General features: G+C 56.5%; 16 protein-coding genes. 13 read left to right on the top strand and 3 right to left on the bottom strand.

What is annotated here, in order from left to right; all coding sequences use genetic code 11:
- The first annotated feature begins 8 nt into the window (after positions 1-8).
- The 12 genes from NNL38_RS01640 to mgtE all read left to right on the top strand — a co-directional run bounded on the left by NNL38_RS01640 (position 9) and on the right by mgtE (position 9,491).
- Positions 9-974 (top strand): calcium/sodium antiporter, encoded by a 966-nt coding sequence (locus NNL38_RS01640; RefSeq protein ID WP_255389296.1) that lies wholly within the window; start codon positions 9-11, stop codon positions 972-974.
- 14 nt (positions 975-988) lie between these two features.
- Positions 989-1,960 carry a KpsF/GutQ family sugar-phosphate isomerase gene (locus tag NNL38_RS01635; RefSeq protein WP_255389295.1) on the top strand — a complete coding sequence of 324 codons (972 nt, stop codon included), beginning with the start codon at positions 989-991 and terminating at the stop codon, positions 1,958-1,960.
- Positions 1,960-2,511, top strand: a complete 552-nt coding sequence (gene kdsC, locus NNL38_RS01630; RefSeq protein ID WP_255389294.1) for a 3-deoxy-manno-octulosonate-8-phosphatase KdsC — start codon at positions 1,960-1,962, stop codon at positions 2,509-2,511. The genes NNL38_RS01635 and kdsC overlap by 1 nt, the downstream gene beginning before the upstream one ends.
- Complete coding sequence (gene lptC, locus NNL38_RS01625; protein ID WP_255389293.1) at positions 2,508-3,071, top strand: LPS export ABC transporter periplasmic protein LptC; 564 nt, start codon at positions 2,508-2,510, stop codon at positions 3,069-3,071. The genes kdsC and lptC overlap by 4 nt, the downstream gene beginning before the upstream one ends.
- On the top strand, positions 3,052-3,555 hold the full coding sequence (gene lptA / locus NNL38_RS01620) for a lipopolysaccharide transport periplasmic protein LptA (protein ID WP_255389292.1): 504 nt from the start codon (positions 3,052-3,054) through the stop codon (positions 3,553-3,555). The genes lptC and lptA overlap by 20 nt, the downstream gene beginning before the upstream one ends.
- 11 nt (positions 3,556-3,566) lie before the next feature.
- Positions 3,567-4,292: an LPS export ABC transporter ATP-binding protein gene (lptB, locus tag NNL38_RS01615; protein ID WP_255389291.1), complete on the top strand. Its 726-nt coding sequence runs from the start codon at positions 3,567-3,569 to the stop codon at positions 4,290-4,292.
- Positions 4,293-4,405: 113 nt separating this feature from the next.
- Complete coding sequence (gene rpoN, locus NNL38_RS01610) at positions 4,406-5,881, top strand: RNA polymerase factor sigma-54 (protein WP_255389290.1); 1,476 nt, start codon at positions 4,406-4,408, stop codon at positions 5,879-5,881.
- Between the two features lie 30 nt (positions 5,882-5,911).
- Positions 5,912-6,199 carry a ribosome hibernation promoting factor gene (hpf, locus tag NNL38_RS01605; protein ID WP_075762396.1) on the top strand — a complete coding sequence of 96 codons (288 nt, stop codon included), beginning with the start codon at positions 5,912-5,914 and terminating at the stop codon, positions 6,197-6,199.
- A 2-nt stretch (positions 6,200-6,201) separates the two neighbouring features.
- Positions 6,202-6,651, top strand: coding sequence for a PTS IIA-like nitrogen regulatory protein PtsN (gene ptsN / locus NNL38_RS01600; protein WP_255389289.1), 450 nt, complete (start codon positions 6,202-6,204; stop codon positions 6,649-6,651).
- A gap of 43 nt (positions 6,652-6,694) precedes the next feature.
- The gene (gene rapZ, locus NNL38_RS01595; protein WP_255389288.1) at positions 6,695-7,546 is read left to right on the top strand and encodes an RNase adapter RapZ; all 852 of its coding nucleotides are present in this window, start codon (positions 6,695-6,697) and stop codon (positions 7,544-7,546) included.
- Positions 7,543-7,818, top strand: a complete 276-nt coding sequence (locus NNL38_RS01590) for an HPr family phosphocarrier protein (protein WP_255389287.1) — start codon at positions 7,543-7,545, stop codon at positions 7,816-7,818. Before rapZ ends, NNL38_RS01590 begins: the two co-directional genes overlap by 4 nt.
- 314 nt (positions 7,819-8,132) lie before the next feature.
- Positions 8,133-9,491 (top strand): magnesium transporter, encoded by a 1,359-nt coding sequence (mgtE, locus tag NNL38_RS01585; RefSeq protein ID WP_255389286.1) that lies wholly within the window; start codon positions 8,133-8,135, stop codon positions 9,489-9,491.
- Between the two features lie 100 nt (positions 9,492-9,591).
- On the opposite strand, the gene pmbA is transcribed toward mgtE, so the two are convergent.
- A complete protein-coding gene (gene pmbA / locus NNL38_RS01580; RefSeq protein WP_255389285.1) occupies positions 9,592-10,935 on the bottom strand; it encodes a metalloprotease PmbA in 1,344 nt (447 codons plus the stop codon).
- Between the two features lie 225 nt (positions 10,936-11,160).
- Here pmbA and yjgA point away from each other — a divergent pair, with 225 nt between their 5' ends.
- The gene (yjgA, locus tag NNL38_RS01575; protein ID WP_255389284.1) at positions 11,161-11,685 is read left to right on the top strand and encodes a ribosome biogenesis factor YjgA; all 525 of its coding nucleotides are present in this window, start codon (positions 11,161-11,163) and stop codon (positions 11,683-11,685) included.
- A gap of 84 nt (positions 11,686-11,769) precedes the next feature.
- Here the strand turns inward: yjgA and tldD are convergent, their stop codons facing one another.
- On the bottom strand, positions 11,770-13,215 hold the full coding sequence (tldD, locus tag NNL38_RS01570) for a metalloprotease TldD (protein ID WP_255389283.1): 1,446 nt from the start codon (positions 13,213-13,215) through the stop codon (positions 11,770-11,772).
- On the bottom strand, positions 13,212-14,054 hold the full coding sequence (locus NNL38_RS01565) for a carbon-nitrogen hydrolase family protein (protein WP_255390534.1): 843 nt from the start codon (positions 14,052-14,054) through the stop codon (positions 13,212-13,214). Before NNL38_RS01565 ends, tldD begins: the two co-directional genes overlap by 4 nt.
- Positions 14,055-14,065: the final 11 nt, after the last annotated feature.

Below are 14,065 nucleotides of genomic sequence, written 5' to 3'. Positions count from 1 at the left end.
GGATAAGAATGCTCGAAGCCATTGTGTTGCTCTGTATCGGTTTAGCCTTGCTGGTATGGAGTGCAGATCGACTTGTGTTTGGTGCCGCCGCGCTGGCAAAAAATCTCGGTGTCACCCCGCTGGTGATCGGGATGACCATTCTGGCCATGGGCTCCTCTGCGCCGGAAATGATGGTTTCAGCCACTGCGGCCCTGGACGGCAAGACCGATACGGCGGTGGGCAATGTGCTCGGCTCGAACATTGCCAACATCGCCCTGATCCTCGGCCTGACCGCACTCTTCAAGCCGCTGGCCGTCAGCTCCGGGATTATCCGTCGTGAACTGCCGCTGATGATGGCCGTCACCCTGGTGGCCGGTGCCTTGCTATGGGACAGCTACCTGGGCTTTATGGAAGGCGTGGCCCTGGTCGTGCTGTTTGCCCTGTTTTTGCTGGCGATGCTGAAGATCAGCCGCGATGGCAAAAATAACGGCGACCCCCTGGCCGATGAGCAAGAATCTGAAATTCCAGAGGGCGTTAGCAACCGTGCTGCCCTGATTTGGGTCGTTATTGGCCTGGTCCTGCTGCCGTATGCCGCCAGTATGCTGGTCGACTCCGCGGTGACCATTGCAAAATTCTACGGCATGAGCGATTTGGTGATCGGCCTGACCATCATTGCCATCGGGACCAGCCTGCCAGAGCTGGCCGCTTCCATTGCCAGTATTTTCAAAGGCGAAGATGACATGGCAGTCGGCAACATTATCGGCTCCAACGTGTTCAACATCCTGGCCGTGATGGGGCTCCCGGGCCTGCTGAACCCGTCCGTGCTCAGCCCGCTGGCCATGGGCCGCGACTATTACGTCATGCTGGGGGTTTCCGTCATGCTGCTGTTAATGGCGCTTGGAAAACGCCGCCGAATCAACCGACTGGAAGGGGGAATTCTGGTCTGCAGCTTTGTCGCCTATCAGGCCTATCTGTTTTATAATCTGGCGGCCTAACGGAGATCCGAATCATGTCAGAGACGTTTGATTATTGCGACCATGGTCGCAAAGTTATTGAAATTGAAATAGAAGCCCTGCAAAAGCTGACCCGCTACATCAACGGCAGCTTCAGCGAAGCGTGTCGGCTCATTGCGACCTGCACCGGTAAAGTGATTGTGATGGGCATGGGGAAATCCGGTCATATCGGCAATAAAATTGCGGCAACCCTAGCCAGCACCGGGACCCCGGCCTTTTTTGTCCACCCGGGCGAAGCCAGCCACGGTGATTTGGGCATGATCAACAAAGGCGATGTAGTTCTGGCAATTTCAAACTCCGGCGAAGCCTCAGAAATCCTGACGCTGCTGCCGGTGATCAAACGTCTGGGGATCCCGCTGATCAGCATGACCGGCAAACCGGAATCCAGCATGGCCCAAATGGCTCAGATCCACCTGCAGATCACCGTCGATCAGGAAGCCTGCCCGCTCAATCTGGCACCAACATCCAGCACCACTGCCACCCTGGCGATGGGCGACGCTCTGGCGATTGCGCTGATGGAATCACGCGGCTTTACCGCCGATGATTTTGCCCTCTCCCATCCGGGCGGCGCCCTGGGGCGCAAACTGCTGCTGCGTATTGCCGATATCATGCATACCGGCGAGCGCCTGCCGAGGGTCGGTGAACAAGACACCATCAAAGACGCCCTGCTTGAAGTCTCACGCAAGGGGTTGGGGATGACCGCCGTCGTCGATGCCCGGCAGAACCTGCTCGGCGTGTTTACCGACGGCGATCTCCGCCGCCTGCTCGATAACCGAGTTGATATTCATACCACCGCCATCGGTGAGGTGATGACCCGCCAACCGGCAACCATTGCCCCCAACCTGTTGGCCGCAGAAGGGCTGAAGCTGATGGAAGAGCGCAAGATCAGCGGCCTGCTGGTCACCGAGAACAATCAACTGGTCGGCGCTCTGAACATGCACGATCTGCTGAAAGCCGGAGTGATGTAATGCAAGTCGAAACTATTTATGGGCCGGTCTGTCAAACCATCTATCAGCGTGCCAAAGACATCCGGCTGCTGATCTGCGATGTGGACGGCGTTTTTTCCGATGGCCGGATCTACATGGGCAATGACGGCGAAGAGCTGAAAACCTTTCACACCCGCGATGGCTACGGCATTAAATCGCTGATGGGTGCCGGCGTGGACATTGCCATTATTACCGGTCGCAAGTCGGCGATCGTGGAAAACAGGATGTCGGCGCTGGGGATCCGGCACGTCTATCAGGGCCAGGACAACAAACTGGCAGCGTATGCCGATATTGAGCGTACCCTGGGCATTGACCCGCGCCACACCGCCTATATCGGCGATGATTTGATTGACTGGCCGGTGATGGAAAAAGTCGGCCTGTCCGTTTGTGTCGCGGACGGCCACCCGCTGCTGGCGCGCCGGGCAGACTACGTCACCCGGATCCCGGGCGGCTACGGCGCGGTTCGGGAAATGTGTGACCTGATCCTTGAAGCCAAGGGTGAATTAGATAAACATAAAGGCTTGAGCATATGACCTTACAGAGGCTGCTCTGTGCGCTGCTGGTCGTGGTGTGTGGCTGGACCGGTTACTATTTGCTGAACAACCGCTGGCAAGAGGATATCCAGGTCGAGCCGGACGCAGAAAAACCGCTCTTTACCGGCAATACGGTGGTCAATACCTCCTACAACGCCGCCGGTCTGCGCAGCTACCAGATCGACTCGGAGTATCTGGAACACTTCAGCGCCAGCGGAGACACCAATTTCGTTGACCCGGTGCTGTGGATATACCGCGACGGAACTGAGACTGAGTGGCGGATCAGTGCCAGCACCGCCATTCTGGATAAGAACCAGGTGTTACAGATGAACGGCAACGTTCGCATCTTTAACCTGTTACCGGAATCTGCGATCAAGGTGATCCAGACCGACAGCCTGAGGCTTGATCTGATCAACAAAGATTTTGACACCCCGGATCATGTGCTTATCACCGGCAGCAGCTTCCAGAATGAAGGCACCGGGATGAAAGGAAACATGGACCGCAGCGTGGCGACCCTATTAGAGAATGTAAAAGGTAGATATGAAGCTTTTAAACATTAGTACCTTGCTCTGCCTTTGTCTCAGTGCATCAAGCTGGGCACTCAGTAATGATACAGAGCAACCGATCTACATCAACTCGGATAACCAGGAGCTCGATATCCAGAAGAATATCGTGACCTTTACCGGGAATGTGATCCTTCGTCAGGGCAGTATTGATATTCGTGCCGACAAGCTGGTGGTCACCCGCCAAACCGGCGGTGACGGCAAAGAGATCATTGACGCTTACGGCAAGCCTGCGACCTTCCATCAGGTGATGGATAACGGCAAACCGATTGACGGCGCTGCCCACCGGATGCGCTATGACACGGCGACCGAGTTCCTGAAAATGACCGATGAAGCCATCCTGATCCAGGAAGGCAGCGAAATTCAGGGCAAGGTGATCAGTTACAAAATTGACGAGCAGAAGCTGGTTGCCGAAAGCGGCAAGAAAAAGCGGGTAACCACCATCCTGCAACCGAACCAGCTTAACAGCAACAAGAAATAAAGCGGACAATTATGGCAACGCTAAAAGCAGAACATCTGGCGAAAAGCTACAACGGCCGTAAGGTTGTCTCCGATGTCAGTCTGGAGGTTCAGTCGGGCAAGATTGTCGGCCTGCTCGGCCCGAACGGGGCCGGGAAAACCACCTCCTTTTACATGATCGTCGGCCTGGTGGCCCGCGATGAAGGCACCATTACCATTGACGGCAACGATATCAGCCTGCAGCCGATGCATAACCGCTCCCGGATGGGGATCGGGTATCTGCCCCAGGAAGCCTCGATCTTCCGCAAGCTCTCGGTGCACGACAACCTGATGGCAGTGTTGCAGACCCGCAAAGAGCTGAGCAAGACCGAGCGCCAGGACAAACTCGAAGAATTGTTGGATGAATTTAACATTCAGCACATTCGCAACAGCCTGGGTATGGCACTATCGGGGGGGGAGCGTCGCCGGGTAGAAATTGCCCGCGCCCTGGCCGCCAACCCGAAATTTATCTTGCTGGATGAGCCATTTGCCGGGGTCGATCCGATCTCTGTGATCGACATCAAAAAGATCATCGAGCATTTGCGCGATCGTGGCCTGGGTGTCCTGATCACCGATCATAATGTCCGGGAGACATTGGATGTCTGCGAACAGGCCTACATTGTGAGCCAGGGACACCTGATCGCCCATGGCACACCGAGCGATGTGCTCAACGATGAGCACGTAAAACGAGTCTATCTGGGAGACCAGTTCCGTCTATAGTTAGAATATGGGCGACTGGGATGTCGCCCGGTTGACTGCACGAACCACCAGCCGAAGTTGAAGCCGTATTTGGCGCCCGTTACCAAAGATAAAAATAAGGTGCACAGACTTATATGAAAACCTCGCTCCAGCTCAAACTAGGTCAACAACTGGCAATGACGCCACAATTGCAGCAAGCCATCCGTTTGCTGCAGTTATCTACCCTGGATCTGCAGCAGGAAATCCAGGAAGCCCTGGATGCAAACCCCCTGCTGGAGCTGGACGAGAACCTCAATGAGAACGTCTCGGAAACCGCTTCGGATCACAATGACGCTACAGACAGCAAAACCGACAGTACCGACAGCAGCGAGCCAGACGATTTTGACACCTCAGATGCCATCGAGCAGCGCGAGATGCCGGAAGATCTTCCAGTCGATACCACCTGGGATGATGTCTACAGCGCCGGTACCGGCAGCACCGGGATTGCCATGGACGATGACATGCCGGTTTATCAGGGCGAAACCACCGAAAGCCTGCAGGATTACCTGATGTGGCAGGTGCAGCTGACCCCGTTCAGCGATACCGACCTGACCATCGCCACCGCCATCATTGATGCCATCGACGAGAAAGGCTACCTCACCTGCTCGAGCGATGACATCCTCGACAGCCTCGGCATCGACGAGGTGGAGCTGGACGAAGTCGAAGCCGTGCTGAAGCGGGTCCAGCAGTTCGACCCGCTGGGCGTGGCCTCGCGCAACCTGCAGGAATGCCTGTTACTGCAACTGGCCACCTACCCGGAGGACACCCCCTGGCTGGCCGAGGCTAAGACCCTGCTCAACGACTATATCGATCTGCTGGCCAACCGCGACTACCGCCAGCTGATGCGGGAAACCAAGCTCAAGGAGCCGGAGCTCAAATCCGTCATGCAGCTGATCCACAGCCTGGAGCCACGTCCCGGTAACCGGGTGGTAAGCAGCGAAACCGAATATGTCATTCCGGATGTATCGGTGTTCAAAGATCACGGCAAGTGGGTGGTCACCATCAACCCCGACAGCGTGCCGCGGCTGCGGGTCAACCAGCAATACGCGGCGCTGAGCAAAAATGCCCGCAACAGCGCCGACAGCCAGTTCATTCGCTCCCATCTACAAGATGCTAAATGGCTGATCAAGAGCCTGGAGAGCCGCAATGAAACCCTATTGAAAGTGGCGCGCTGTATTGTCGAGCATCAGCAAGACTTCTTCGAATACGGCGAAGAAGCGATGAAGCCGATGGTACTCAACGATATCGCCCTGGCGGTCGACATGCATGAATCCACCATTTCCCGGGTCACCACCCAGAAGTTCATGCACACCCCGCGGGGGATTTTTGAGCTGAAATATTTCTTCTCCAGTCATGTGAGTACGGATAACGGCGGCGAGTGCTCCTCGACCGCAATCCGGGCCCTGGTGAAAAAACTGGTTGCCGCTGAGAATCAGGCCAAGCCGCTCAGCGATAGCAAAATTGCGACATTACTGGCGGAACAAGGGATCATGGTTGCCCGGCGCACGATTGCCAAATACCGTGAATCGCTGGGGATCCCGCCATCGAACCAACGTAAACGCCTGCTATAAGCGGCAGGCGCCAACAGGAGGAAGATGTCTATGCAAATCAATCTCACAGGACACCATGTCGAAATTACTCCATCCCTGCGTGATTACGTCAACACCAAGTTCGACAAGCTCGAGCGCTTCTTTGATAAAATCAATAACGTCCATGTGATCCTCAACGTCGAGAAATTACAACAGGTGGCCGAGGCGACCTTGCATATTAATGCCGGAGAAATCCACGCCAAAGCGGATTCGGAAAATATGTATGCTGCAATTGACGCATTAACTGATAAACTGGTGCGTCAACTGAATAAACACAAAGATAAACTCAATAGCCACTGATCATGCAACTGAGTAATGTATTGAGCCTGGACTGCACCAAGAGTGCAGTCCCTTGCTCCAGCAAAAAGCGCGCGCTGGAAATTATCAGCGAAGTCGCAGCCAAGCACCTGGACCAGAATCCACAACCGCTGTTTGAGTGCATGCTCAACCGCGAAAAAATGGGCAGTACCGGGATCGGGAACGGTATCGCGATCCCCCATGGTCGCATCTTCGATAGTGAGCAAGCCATCGCCGTGCTGATCCAGTGCCAGTCCCCAATCCAGTTCGATGCCATTGACAACCAGCCCGTCGATTTACTCTTTGCCCTGCTGGTCCCGGATGCCCAGTGTAAAGAGCATCTCAAAACCCTGGCCAGCATGGCGGAAAAGCTCAGTAACAAACAGGTTTGCAAACAACTGCGGACCGCAAAAAGTGACGAAGAGCTTTATCAAATCCTCACCAGTGATTCATAATGAACATCACACTCGCCACTCTGATCTGTAAAGGTAAGCAAGCATGATGTTAATGGTTGTAAGCGGCCGCTCCGGCTCAGGCAAGTCCGTTGCCCTGCGCGTCCTTGAAGATCTTGGCTACTACTGTGTCGATAACCTGCCGGTCAACCTGCTGCCCCAACTGGTCAGCACCGTCGACAATCAACAGCAGGATATTGCCGTCAGTATCGATGTGCGCAATATGCCCGACGATCCGGATGAGATCCGCGAGACCCTGAGCAAGCTCAGCGATACCCTGGATGTGAACGTCATCTTCCTGGATGCCGAAGACAAAGAGCTAATCAAACGCTACAGCGAAACCCGCCGCCTCCACCCGCTCTCGCGCGATAACATGAGCCTGGAGCAGGCGATCCAATCGGAAAGCGCCCGCCTGAGCGTGCTCAAAGAGCAAGCGGATCTGGTGATCGATACGACCAAGAAGTCAATTCATGATCTCAGCGAAACCGTCCGCGCCCGCCTGCTGGGCCGCGATGCCCGTGAGCTGATCATGGTGTTCGAATCCTTTGGTTTCAAACACGGCCTGCCGAGCGATGCCGACTATGTTTTTGACGTCCGCTTCCTGCCCAATCCGCATTGGGTCCCGGAGCTCAAGCCGCTGACCGGTCTTGACCGCGGCGTGCAGGAGTTTTTTGCCGGCTACCCGGAAGTGAATCAGCTGATCTACCAGATCCGGAACTTCATCGACACCTGGCTGCCGCTGCTGGAGAAAAACAACCGCAGTTATCTGACGGTGGCCATCGGCTGCACTGGCGGCCAGCATCGCTCGGTCTTTATTGCCCAGCAACTGGCTGAGCATTTTCGCGATCAGGGCCATCAAATCCAAGTCCGTCACCGCACCCTGGAAGGTCAGCCATGAGTCGCGTGTGTCGTGAGCTGTTCATCAAAAACCGCCTTGGTCTCCATGCCCGGGCGGCCATTAAACTCGTTGAACTGGCACAGAGCTTTGAGGCCACCATTACCATCAGCAACGAGGAGAAAAGTGCCACCGCCGACAGTGTGATGGGACTGCTGATGCTCGAATCCGCCCAGGGCCAGCAGATCTGCGTCAGTGCCGAAGGGCATGATGCCGAAGCAGCATTAACTGCCGTCACCGCACTCATCGAAGCCGGTTTTGACGAGGAATGTTAAAGACCCCGACCACCTCAACCGCCGCTATCCTCTGAGTCTGGCCACCTTCTTGCTGCTATCTGCGGTAAACCGCAGATTTCGGCGCTCAAGCCAGCACCACCCGCCCCGCCGGGGGCAGATGAAATCTTTATTTCCTCTCAGATCTGGTGAGACAAGCGCCTCACTATTGCGTTAAAATTCAACTTATTGCGCCATCACCGCTCCCGACAGATCTCACTTTGCAGTTTTTCATACCCGCAGGGTATTTATCTGCCTCCCCCTTTTCCCTGTCCAACGGTATGGCAGCCGGCATTACAAACATTTGGGGTACACATATGGCGGATGTATTAGAGCAAGACCAGACGCATCAAACGCTACAGGAAGTCAATCAGGCGCTTGAAAAAGGCATGTTTGTTCATGTCCGCCGCATGCTCCAGGAAATGGAGCCGGAAGATATCGCCCACCTGCTCGAAGCCTCGCCCCCCAAAGAACGTCATGTCCTGTGGCAACTGACCGATCCCGAAGAGCAGGGCGATATCCTTGATGAGCTGTCAGAAGACGTCAAAGACGGTATCGTCGCCCAGATGGCGCCGGATAAACTGGCTGCGGTCACCGAGGGAATGGAGTCGGATGATGTCGCCTACGTCCTGCGCAGCCTGCCTGATGACAAATATCAAGAAGTGCTGGCGCAGATGGACGCCATTGACCGCCACCGGGTCGAAAAAGCCCTCGCCTACCCGGAAGAGACCGCCGGCGGGATCATGAGTACCGATTTCATCACCATTCGCAGTGATGTCACGGCTGATGTGGTTTTGCGATATTTACGGATGAAAGGCGAACTGCCGGAAGCAACGGATTCTCTCTATGTGATTGACCAGGAAGAGCGCCTGATCGGCCATCTGTCGCTGGCGACCCTGATCACGACCCAACCGGACACCAAAATCGAAGAAGTCATGGACGATGCCGACGAGGCCATTGCTGTCGATATGGATGACGGGGAAGTCGCCACCCTGTTCGAGCGCCGCAACTGGCTCTCGGCACCGGTGATTGACGCCGACAACCACCTGGTCGGGCGGATCACCATTGATGACGTAGTCGATATTATCCGTGAGGATGCCGAGCACTCGATGATGAGTATGGCGGGGATGGATGATGACGAGGATACCTTTGCCCCGGTGATGAAGTCGGCCCGGCGCCGGAGCATCTGGCTCGGAGTCAATGTACTGGCAGCGCTGGCAGCCGCCTCAGTCTCCAACATGTTCGAAGACACCCTGGACAAAATGGCCGCGATTGCGATTTTGATGACCATCGTCCCGTCGATGGGCGGGGTGGCCGGTAACCAGACGGTGGCGCTGGTGATCCGCGGCCTGGCCGTCGGCCACATCGGGGAAACCAACACCCGCTGGCTGCTGAGCAAAGAAGCCCGGGTCGGCCTGATCAACGGGATACTCTGGGCCCTGATCATCGGCGGTGTGGTGGTGATCTGGAAACAAAACCTGCTGCTGGGCATCATCATCGCCGGCGCCATGCTCACCAACTTGCTGGTTGCCGGGATTGCCGGGGTGTGCGTCCCGATCCTGCTGAAAAAGCTCAATATCGATCCGGCCCTGGCCGGCGGCATGGCGCTCACTACGATAACCGATATTATCGGCCTGTCCGTTTTCCTCGGCCTGGCAACCCTCTTTCTGGTTTAACGGGGTAACGCGGGCGGCCCTGCATCAACACTTCAGCACCGCCAACAAAAACGAGAGCCGGATGGCTCTCGTTTCGTTTCCAGGTAATACAATACACTGATCACTCGCCGGCGATTTTCATCGTATCGAGCAGCACCGAGCCGGTCTGGATCTGGCTGCGCGTTTCGGTATCCGTCCCGACCGCCACAATGTTCTGCATCATGTCTTTGAGGTTACCGGCAATCGTCACTTCACTGACCGGAAACTGAATTTCACCGTTCTCGACCCAGAAACCGGCCGCGCCGCGGGAATAGTCACCGGTGACGATATTCACCCCCTGGCCCATCAGCTCGGTCACCAACAGGCCGCGATCCATTTGCTTCAGCATCTGCTCGAAACTCTCACCGGTCGATTTCACCAGCCAGTTGTGGATCCCGCCGGCATGGCCGGTCGGCTGGCGGCCCAGTTTACGGGCTGCATAGCTGGTCATCAGATAGGTTTTCAGCACCCCGTCCTGAATAATTTCCCGATCATGCGTCGCCAGCCCCTCGCTATCGAACGGCGTACTCGCCATCCCGCGCAGGACATGCGGACGCTCGCTGATGTTCATCCAGGACGGATAAACCTGCTCATCAAGCTTATCGAGCAGGAACGAAGACTTACGGTACAGGTTCGAGCCGCTGATCGCCATCACCAGATGGCCAAACAGGCCGGTGGCGATATCAGCAGCAAACATGATTGGCGCCTGACGGGTCGACAGCTTTTGCGGATCAATCCGGCCCACGGTGCGCTCGGCTGCATGGCGGCCAACCCGCTCCGGGGTCCACAAATCATCCGTGTGACGCGCCGTGGTATAGCTGTAGTCCCGCTCCATGTCACCGCTTTTGCCTTCGGCTATCACACAGCAGCTGGTACTGTGGCGGCTGGAAGCGTAGCTGGCCAGCATCCCGTGGCTGTTGCCGTACACCCGGATGCCGTAGTGACTGTCATAGCTGGCGCCGTCGCTCTGTTTGATCCGCGGATCATAATCCAGCGCCGCCTGTTCCGCCCGAATGGCAATCGATGCCGCATGATCCGGCTCCGGCTCATCGGGATGGAACAAATCCAGATCCGGGATCTCAGTCGCCATCAGCTCTTTCGGACCCGGTCCGGCAAAAGGATCTTCCGAGGTGTAGCGGGCAATATCCAGCGCGGCGGCGACGGTCTGGGCAATGGCGGACTCGCTCAGATCAGACGTAGATGCACTGCCTTTGTGCTGGCCGCGGTACACCGTGATCCCCAACGCACCATCGCTGTTGAATTCGACATTTTCCACCTCGCACATCCGGGTCGAGACGCTGATCCCGGTGGTTTTGTTGATCGCCACTTCAGCTGCGTCCGCCTGGCGCCCGGCCAGCTCCAGTGCTTTCGCAACTGCGGCTTCCAGCTCCATACGCTGCCCGGCAACCTGTTCTTTTACATCCATACGTTCACATTCTCAGAAAATAATCCCCATTTCATCCTCGGGCCCGCCTTGGGGCGAACGCGGCATCAAACGGGGAAATTCATTATCGATGAGCACAATACCGGTCTCGACCAACCTGTATCTATGCGTATTACTTATAGCATAACACTGCCGGTGCGGAATTTGCGCCCCCAAATCTTGATTAAACTGGTAAAATGGCCCCGTTAACTTTTGAGTGAGCCTGTTATGAGCCGTAAAAACCAAAAAGCCCCCTGGGAAGAGGAAGAGGAAATTATCTGGGTCAGCAAGACCGAGATGAAGCGCGACATGGAAGCGCTACAGAAAATTGGCGAAGAGTTGGTCAGTCTCAAGCCAAACGCCCTGGCCAAGATCCCGCTCGATGAAGAAATGCTGGACGCCATTCATGATGCACAGCGTTTCAAAAACGAAGCGCGCCGCCGCCAGCTGCAGTACATCGGCAAGCTGATGCGCCAGGTGGACATCGAGCCGATCCAGGCCGCCCTGGACATGCTGCGCAACAAGCACTCGCAGGCAACGGCTCAGCTGCACAAGCTGGAGCAAAAGCGCGATGCTCTGATCGACAACGGCGACTGCATGATCAACGAGATCATCGCCGAGCACCCGGATGCCGATCGCCAGCGCCTGCGCCAGCTGGTCCGCCAGGCCAACAAGGAAAAAGCCCAGAACAAACCGGCCAAAGCCTACCGCGAAATCTTCCAGTACCTCAAAGAGCTATATCTGAACGACTAAGCGCGTGCAGGCCGAAAATCAAAAATGCCAGCGAGCTTGTTCGAGCAGCGCTGGCATTTTTTGAGCAGGGACAGGCATTCAGTCTTACTGGGTGCCGCCCACCGTCATCGAATCAATCTTCAGTGTTGGCTGGCCAACGCCCACCGGCACACTCTGACCGGCTTTGCCACAAACCCCGACCCCACGGTCAATGTCGAGATCATTGCCGACCATCGACACCTGCTGCATCGCTTCGATGCCGCTGCCAATCAGGGTCGCGCCCTTGATCGGCCGGGTCACTTTACCATTCTCGATCAGGTAGGCTTCCGAGGCCGAGAACACAAATTTACCCGAGGTAATATCGACTTGGCCGCCGCCGAAGTTCGGGGCATAGATCCCCTGCTTGACGCTGGCGATGATCTCTTCCGGTGTGTGCTGACCCGGCAGCATATAAGTATTGGTCATCCGCGGCATCGGCAAGTGGGCATACGACTCTCGGCGACCATTCCCGGTCGGGGGCACCCCCATCAGACGCGCATTGAGCTTATCTTGCATATAGCCCTTGAGCTTACCGCCTTCCACCAATACGTTATACTGGCCTGGTACCCCTTCATCATCGATATTAAGCGAGCCGCGGCGATCAGCCAGGGTCCCGTCATCGACAATGGTACACAGCGGGGAAGTGACCTGCTGCCCCATCTGGCCGGTAAACATCGACGAGCCCTTACGGTTGAAATCCCCTTCCAGACCATGGCCCACCGCTTCATGCAGCAACACGCCCGGCCAGCCGGCACCAAGCACCACCGGCATGGTCCCGGCCGGCGCATCGCCCGCTTCAAGATTCACCAGCGCCTGGCGCAGGGCTTCATCGGCATAGTTCAGCGCCACCGTCTTACCATTTTCATCACCGAGGAAGTATTCATAGCCGAAGCGGCCACCGCCCCCGGCACTGCCGTGCTCGCGACGGCCGTTTTTTTCCACCAGCACACTGATCGACAGACGTACCAGCGGGCGAATATCTGCTGCATAGGTGCCATCCAGCGCAGCCACCAGTACTTGCTCATAGACCCCGTTGATGCTGACCGACACCTCTTTCACCATCGGCTCTTTGGTACGGATATAGCGGTCAATCTCTTCCAGCAAGGCGATTTTCTGGTGCTTATCCAGACTCTCGAGCGGGGTGATCGGCGCATACACCGCATCCGGCATGGTCGGGATAAAGGCCTGAACCTTGCCCTGGCGACCACTGCGCACAATGCCGCGGGCCGCTTTGGCACTCTGGTTCAGCGCCAGGGTATTGATCTGATCGGAATAGGCAAACCCGGTTTTCTCGCCGGCGACTGCCCGTACTCCCACCCCGCGGTCGATGTTAAATGAGCCGTCTTTGATGATACTGTCTTCCAGCACCAGCGATTCATGCCAGCAGGACTGGAAATAAATATCGGCATAGTCGACATCCCGGGCGGCAATCAGCCCCAGAGTTTGGCTTAACTCTTCACGCCCCAGCCCCGATTGGGCCAGCATGGTATTTTCTACAGTTTCCAGCGTCATTCAATTTGCTCTTCATTAGTGCTGCGCGGATGCACCCCAAACCGGGCGTGTTGCATCAGCGGCATATTTGTCCTGATCGTCTGGCTCAGGTTCAGGTCCAGATCGGCGGTCAGTACCCCGGTTCCCAGCTTCTGGCAGGCAACCACTTGTCCCCAGGGGTCGATCACCATCGAATGGCCCCAGGTCTCCCGACCTTCGTTATGCTCGCCCCATTGCGCGGCGGCGACGATCCAGCATTGGGTTTCGACGGCCCGAGCCCGCAATAATACGTCCCAATGCGCTTTGCCAGTCACTTTGGTAAATGCTGCCGGCACCACGATGATATCCGCCCCTTGCGCTCTCAGCGCGCTATACAGCTGCGGGAACCGAACATCATAACAGATTGACAGACCAATATTGCCAAATGGTGTCGGCACCACTTTAATGTCCCGGCCGGGACGAAAGGTATCCGACTCGCGGTAACTCTGGTGCGCATCCGCGACCTCAACATCAAACATATGCAGCTTATCATAATGGGCCTGGCACTGACCTTCGCTGTCAAACAGCAGTGAGGTGGTTGTCACCGATCCATCAGCCTGGCGGATCGGCATGGAGCCAACCAGCAGCCAGATCCCGAGCTGCCTGGTGATCACCGCCAGCTCGGCCTGCAGCGGCCCCGCGCCCAGCGGCTCGGCATGACGCTGATAATCGGCCCGGGTGCCAAACACCAGACAATTTTCCGGCGTGACCACCAACCGGGCGCCCTGGAGCTGCAACCCCTGGAGCTTTTTCTTCAGCTGCTTCAGATTCATCTCCGGATCAGCCCCGGAGTTCATTTGTACCACACCCACTTTTGTCATCATGACTTCCT

The organism is Photobacterium atrarenae, from assembly GCF_024380015.1.
Lineage (GTDB): Bacteria > Pseudomonadota > Gammaproteobacteria > Enterobacterales > Vibrionaceae > Photobacterium > Photobacterium atrarenae.
Note: the sequence above shows the minus strand (reverse complement) of the source record. Positions and strands in the feature narration are given on the sequence as shown.

Excerpts from the sequence above, each read along its gene's own strand:
- lptA (WP_255389292.1), top strand. The coding sequence starts at position 3,052 with ATGAAGCTTTTAAACATTAGTACCTTGCTCTGCCTTTGTCTCAGTGCA.
- mgtE (WP_255389286.1), top strand. The coding sequence starts at position 8,133 with ATGGCGGATGTATTAGAGCAAGACCAGACGCATCAAACGCTACAGGAA.
- rapZ (WP_255389288.1), top strand. The coding sequence starts at position 6,695 with ATGATGTTAATGGTTGTAAGCGGCCGCTCCGGCTCAGGCAAGTCCGTT.
- hpf (WP_075762396.1), top strand. The coding sequence starts at position 5,912 with ATGCAAATCAATCTCACAGGACACCATGTCGAAATTACTCCATCCCTG.
- NNL38_RS01640 (WP_255389296.1), top strand. The coding sequence starts at position 9 with ATGCTCGAAGCCATTGTGTTGCTCTGTATCGGTTTAGCCTTGCTGGTA.
- rpoN (WP_255389290.1), top strand. The coding sequence starts at position 4,406 with ATGAAAACCTCGCTCCAGCTCAAACTAGGTCAACAACTGGCAATGACG.
- pmbA (WP_255389285.1), bottom strand. The coding sequence starts at position 10,935 with ATGGATGTAAAAGAACAGGTTGCCGGGCAGCGTATGGAGCTGGAAGCC.
- yjgA (WP_255389284.1), top strand. The coding sequence starts at position 11,161 with ATGAGCCGTAAAAACCAAAAAGCCCCCTGGGAAGAGGAAGAGGAAATT.
- ptsN (WP_255389289.1), top strand. The coding sequence starts at position 6,202 with ATGCAACTGAGTAATGTATTGAGCCTGGACTGCACCAAGAGTGCAGTC.
- NNL38_RS01635 (WP_255389295.1), top strand. The coding sequence starts at position 989 with ATGTCAGAGACGTTTGATTATTGCGACCATGGTCGCAAAGTTATTGAA.
- tldD (WP_255389283.1), bottom strand. The coding sequence starts at position 13,215 with ATGACGCTGGAAACTGTAGAAAATACCATGCTGGCCCAATCGGGGCTG.
- lptC (WP_255389293.1), top strand. The coding sequence starts at position 2,508 with ATGACCTTACAGAGGCTGCTCTGTGCGCTGCTGGTCGTGGTGTGTGGC.
- NNL38_RS01565 (WP_255390534.1), bottom strand. The coding sequence starts at position 14,054 with ATGACAAAAGTGGGTGTGGTACAAATGAACTCCGGGGCTGATCCGGAG.
- NNL38_RS01590 (WP_255389287.1), top strand. The coding sequence starts at position 7,543 with ATGAGTCGCGTGTGTCGTGAGCTGTTCATCAAAAACCGCCTTGGTCTC.
- kdsC (WP_255389294.1), top strand. The coding sequence starts at position 1,960 with ATGCAAGTCGAAACTATTTATGGGCCGGTCTGTCAAACCATCTATCAG.
- lptB (WP_255389291.1), top strand. The coding sequence starts at position 3,567 with ATGGCAACGCTAAAAGCAGAACATCTGGCGAAAAGCTACAACGGCCGT.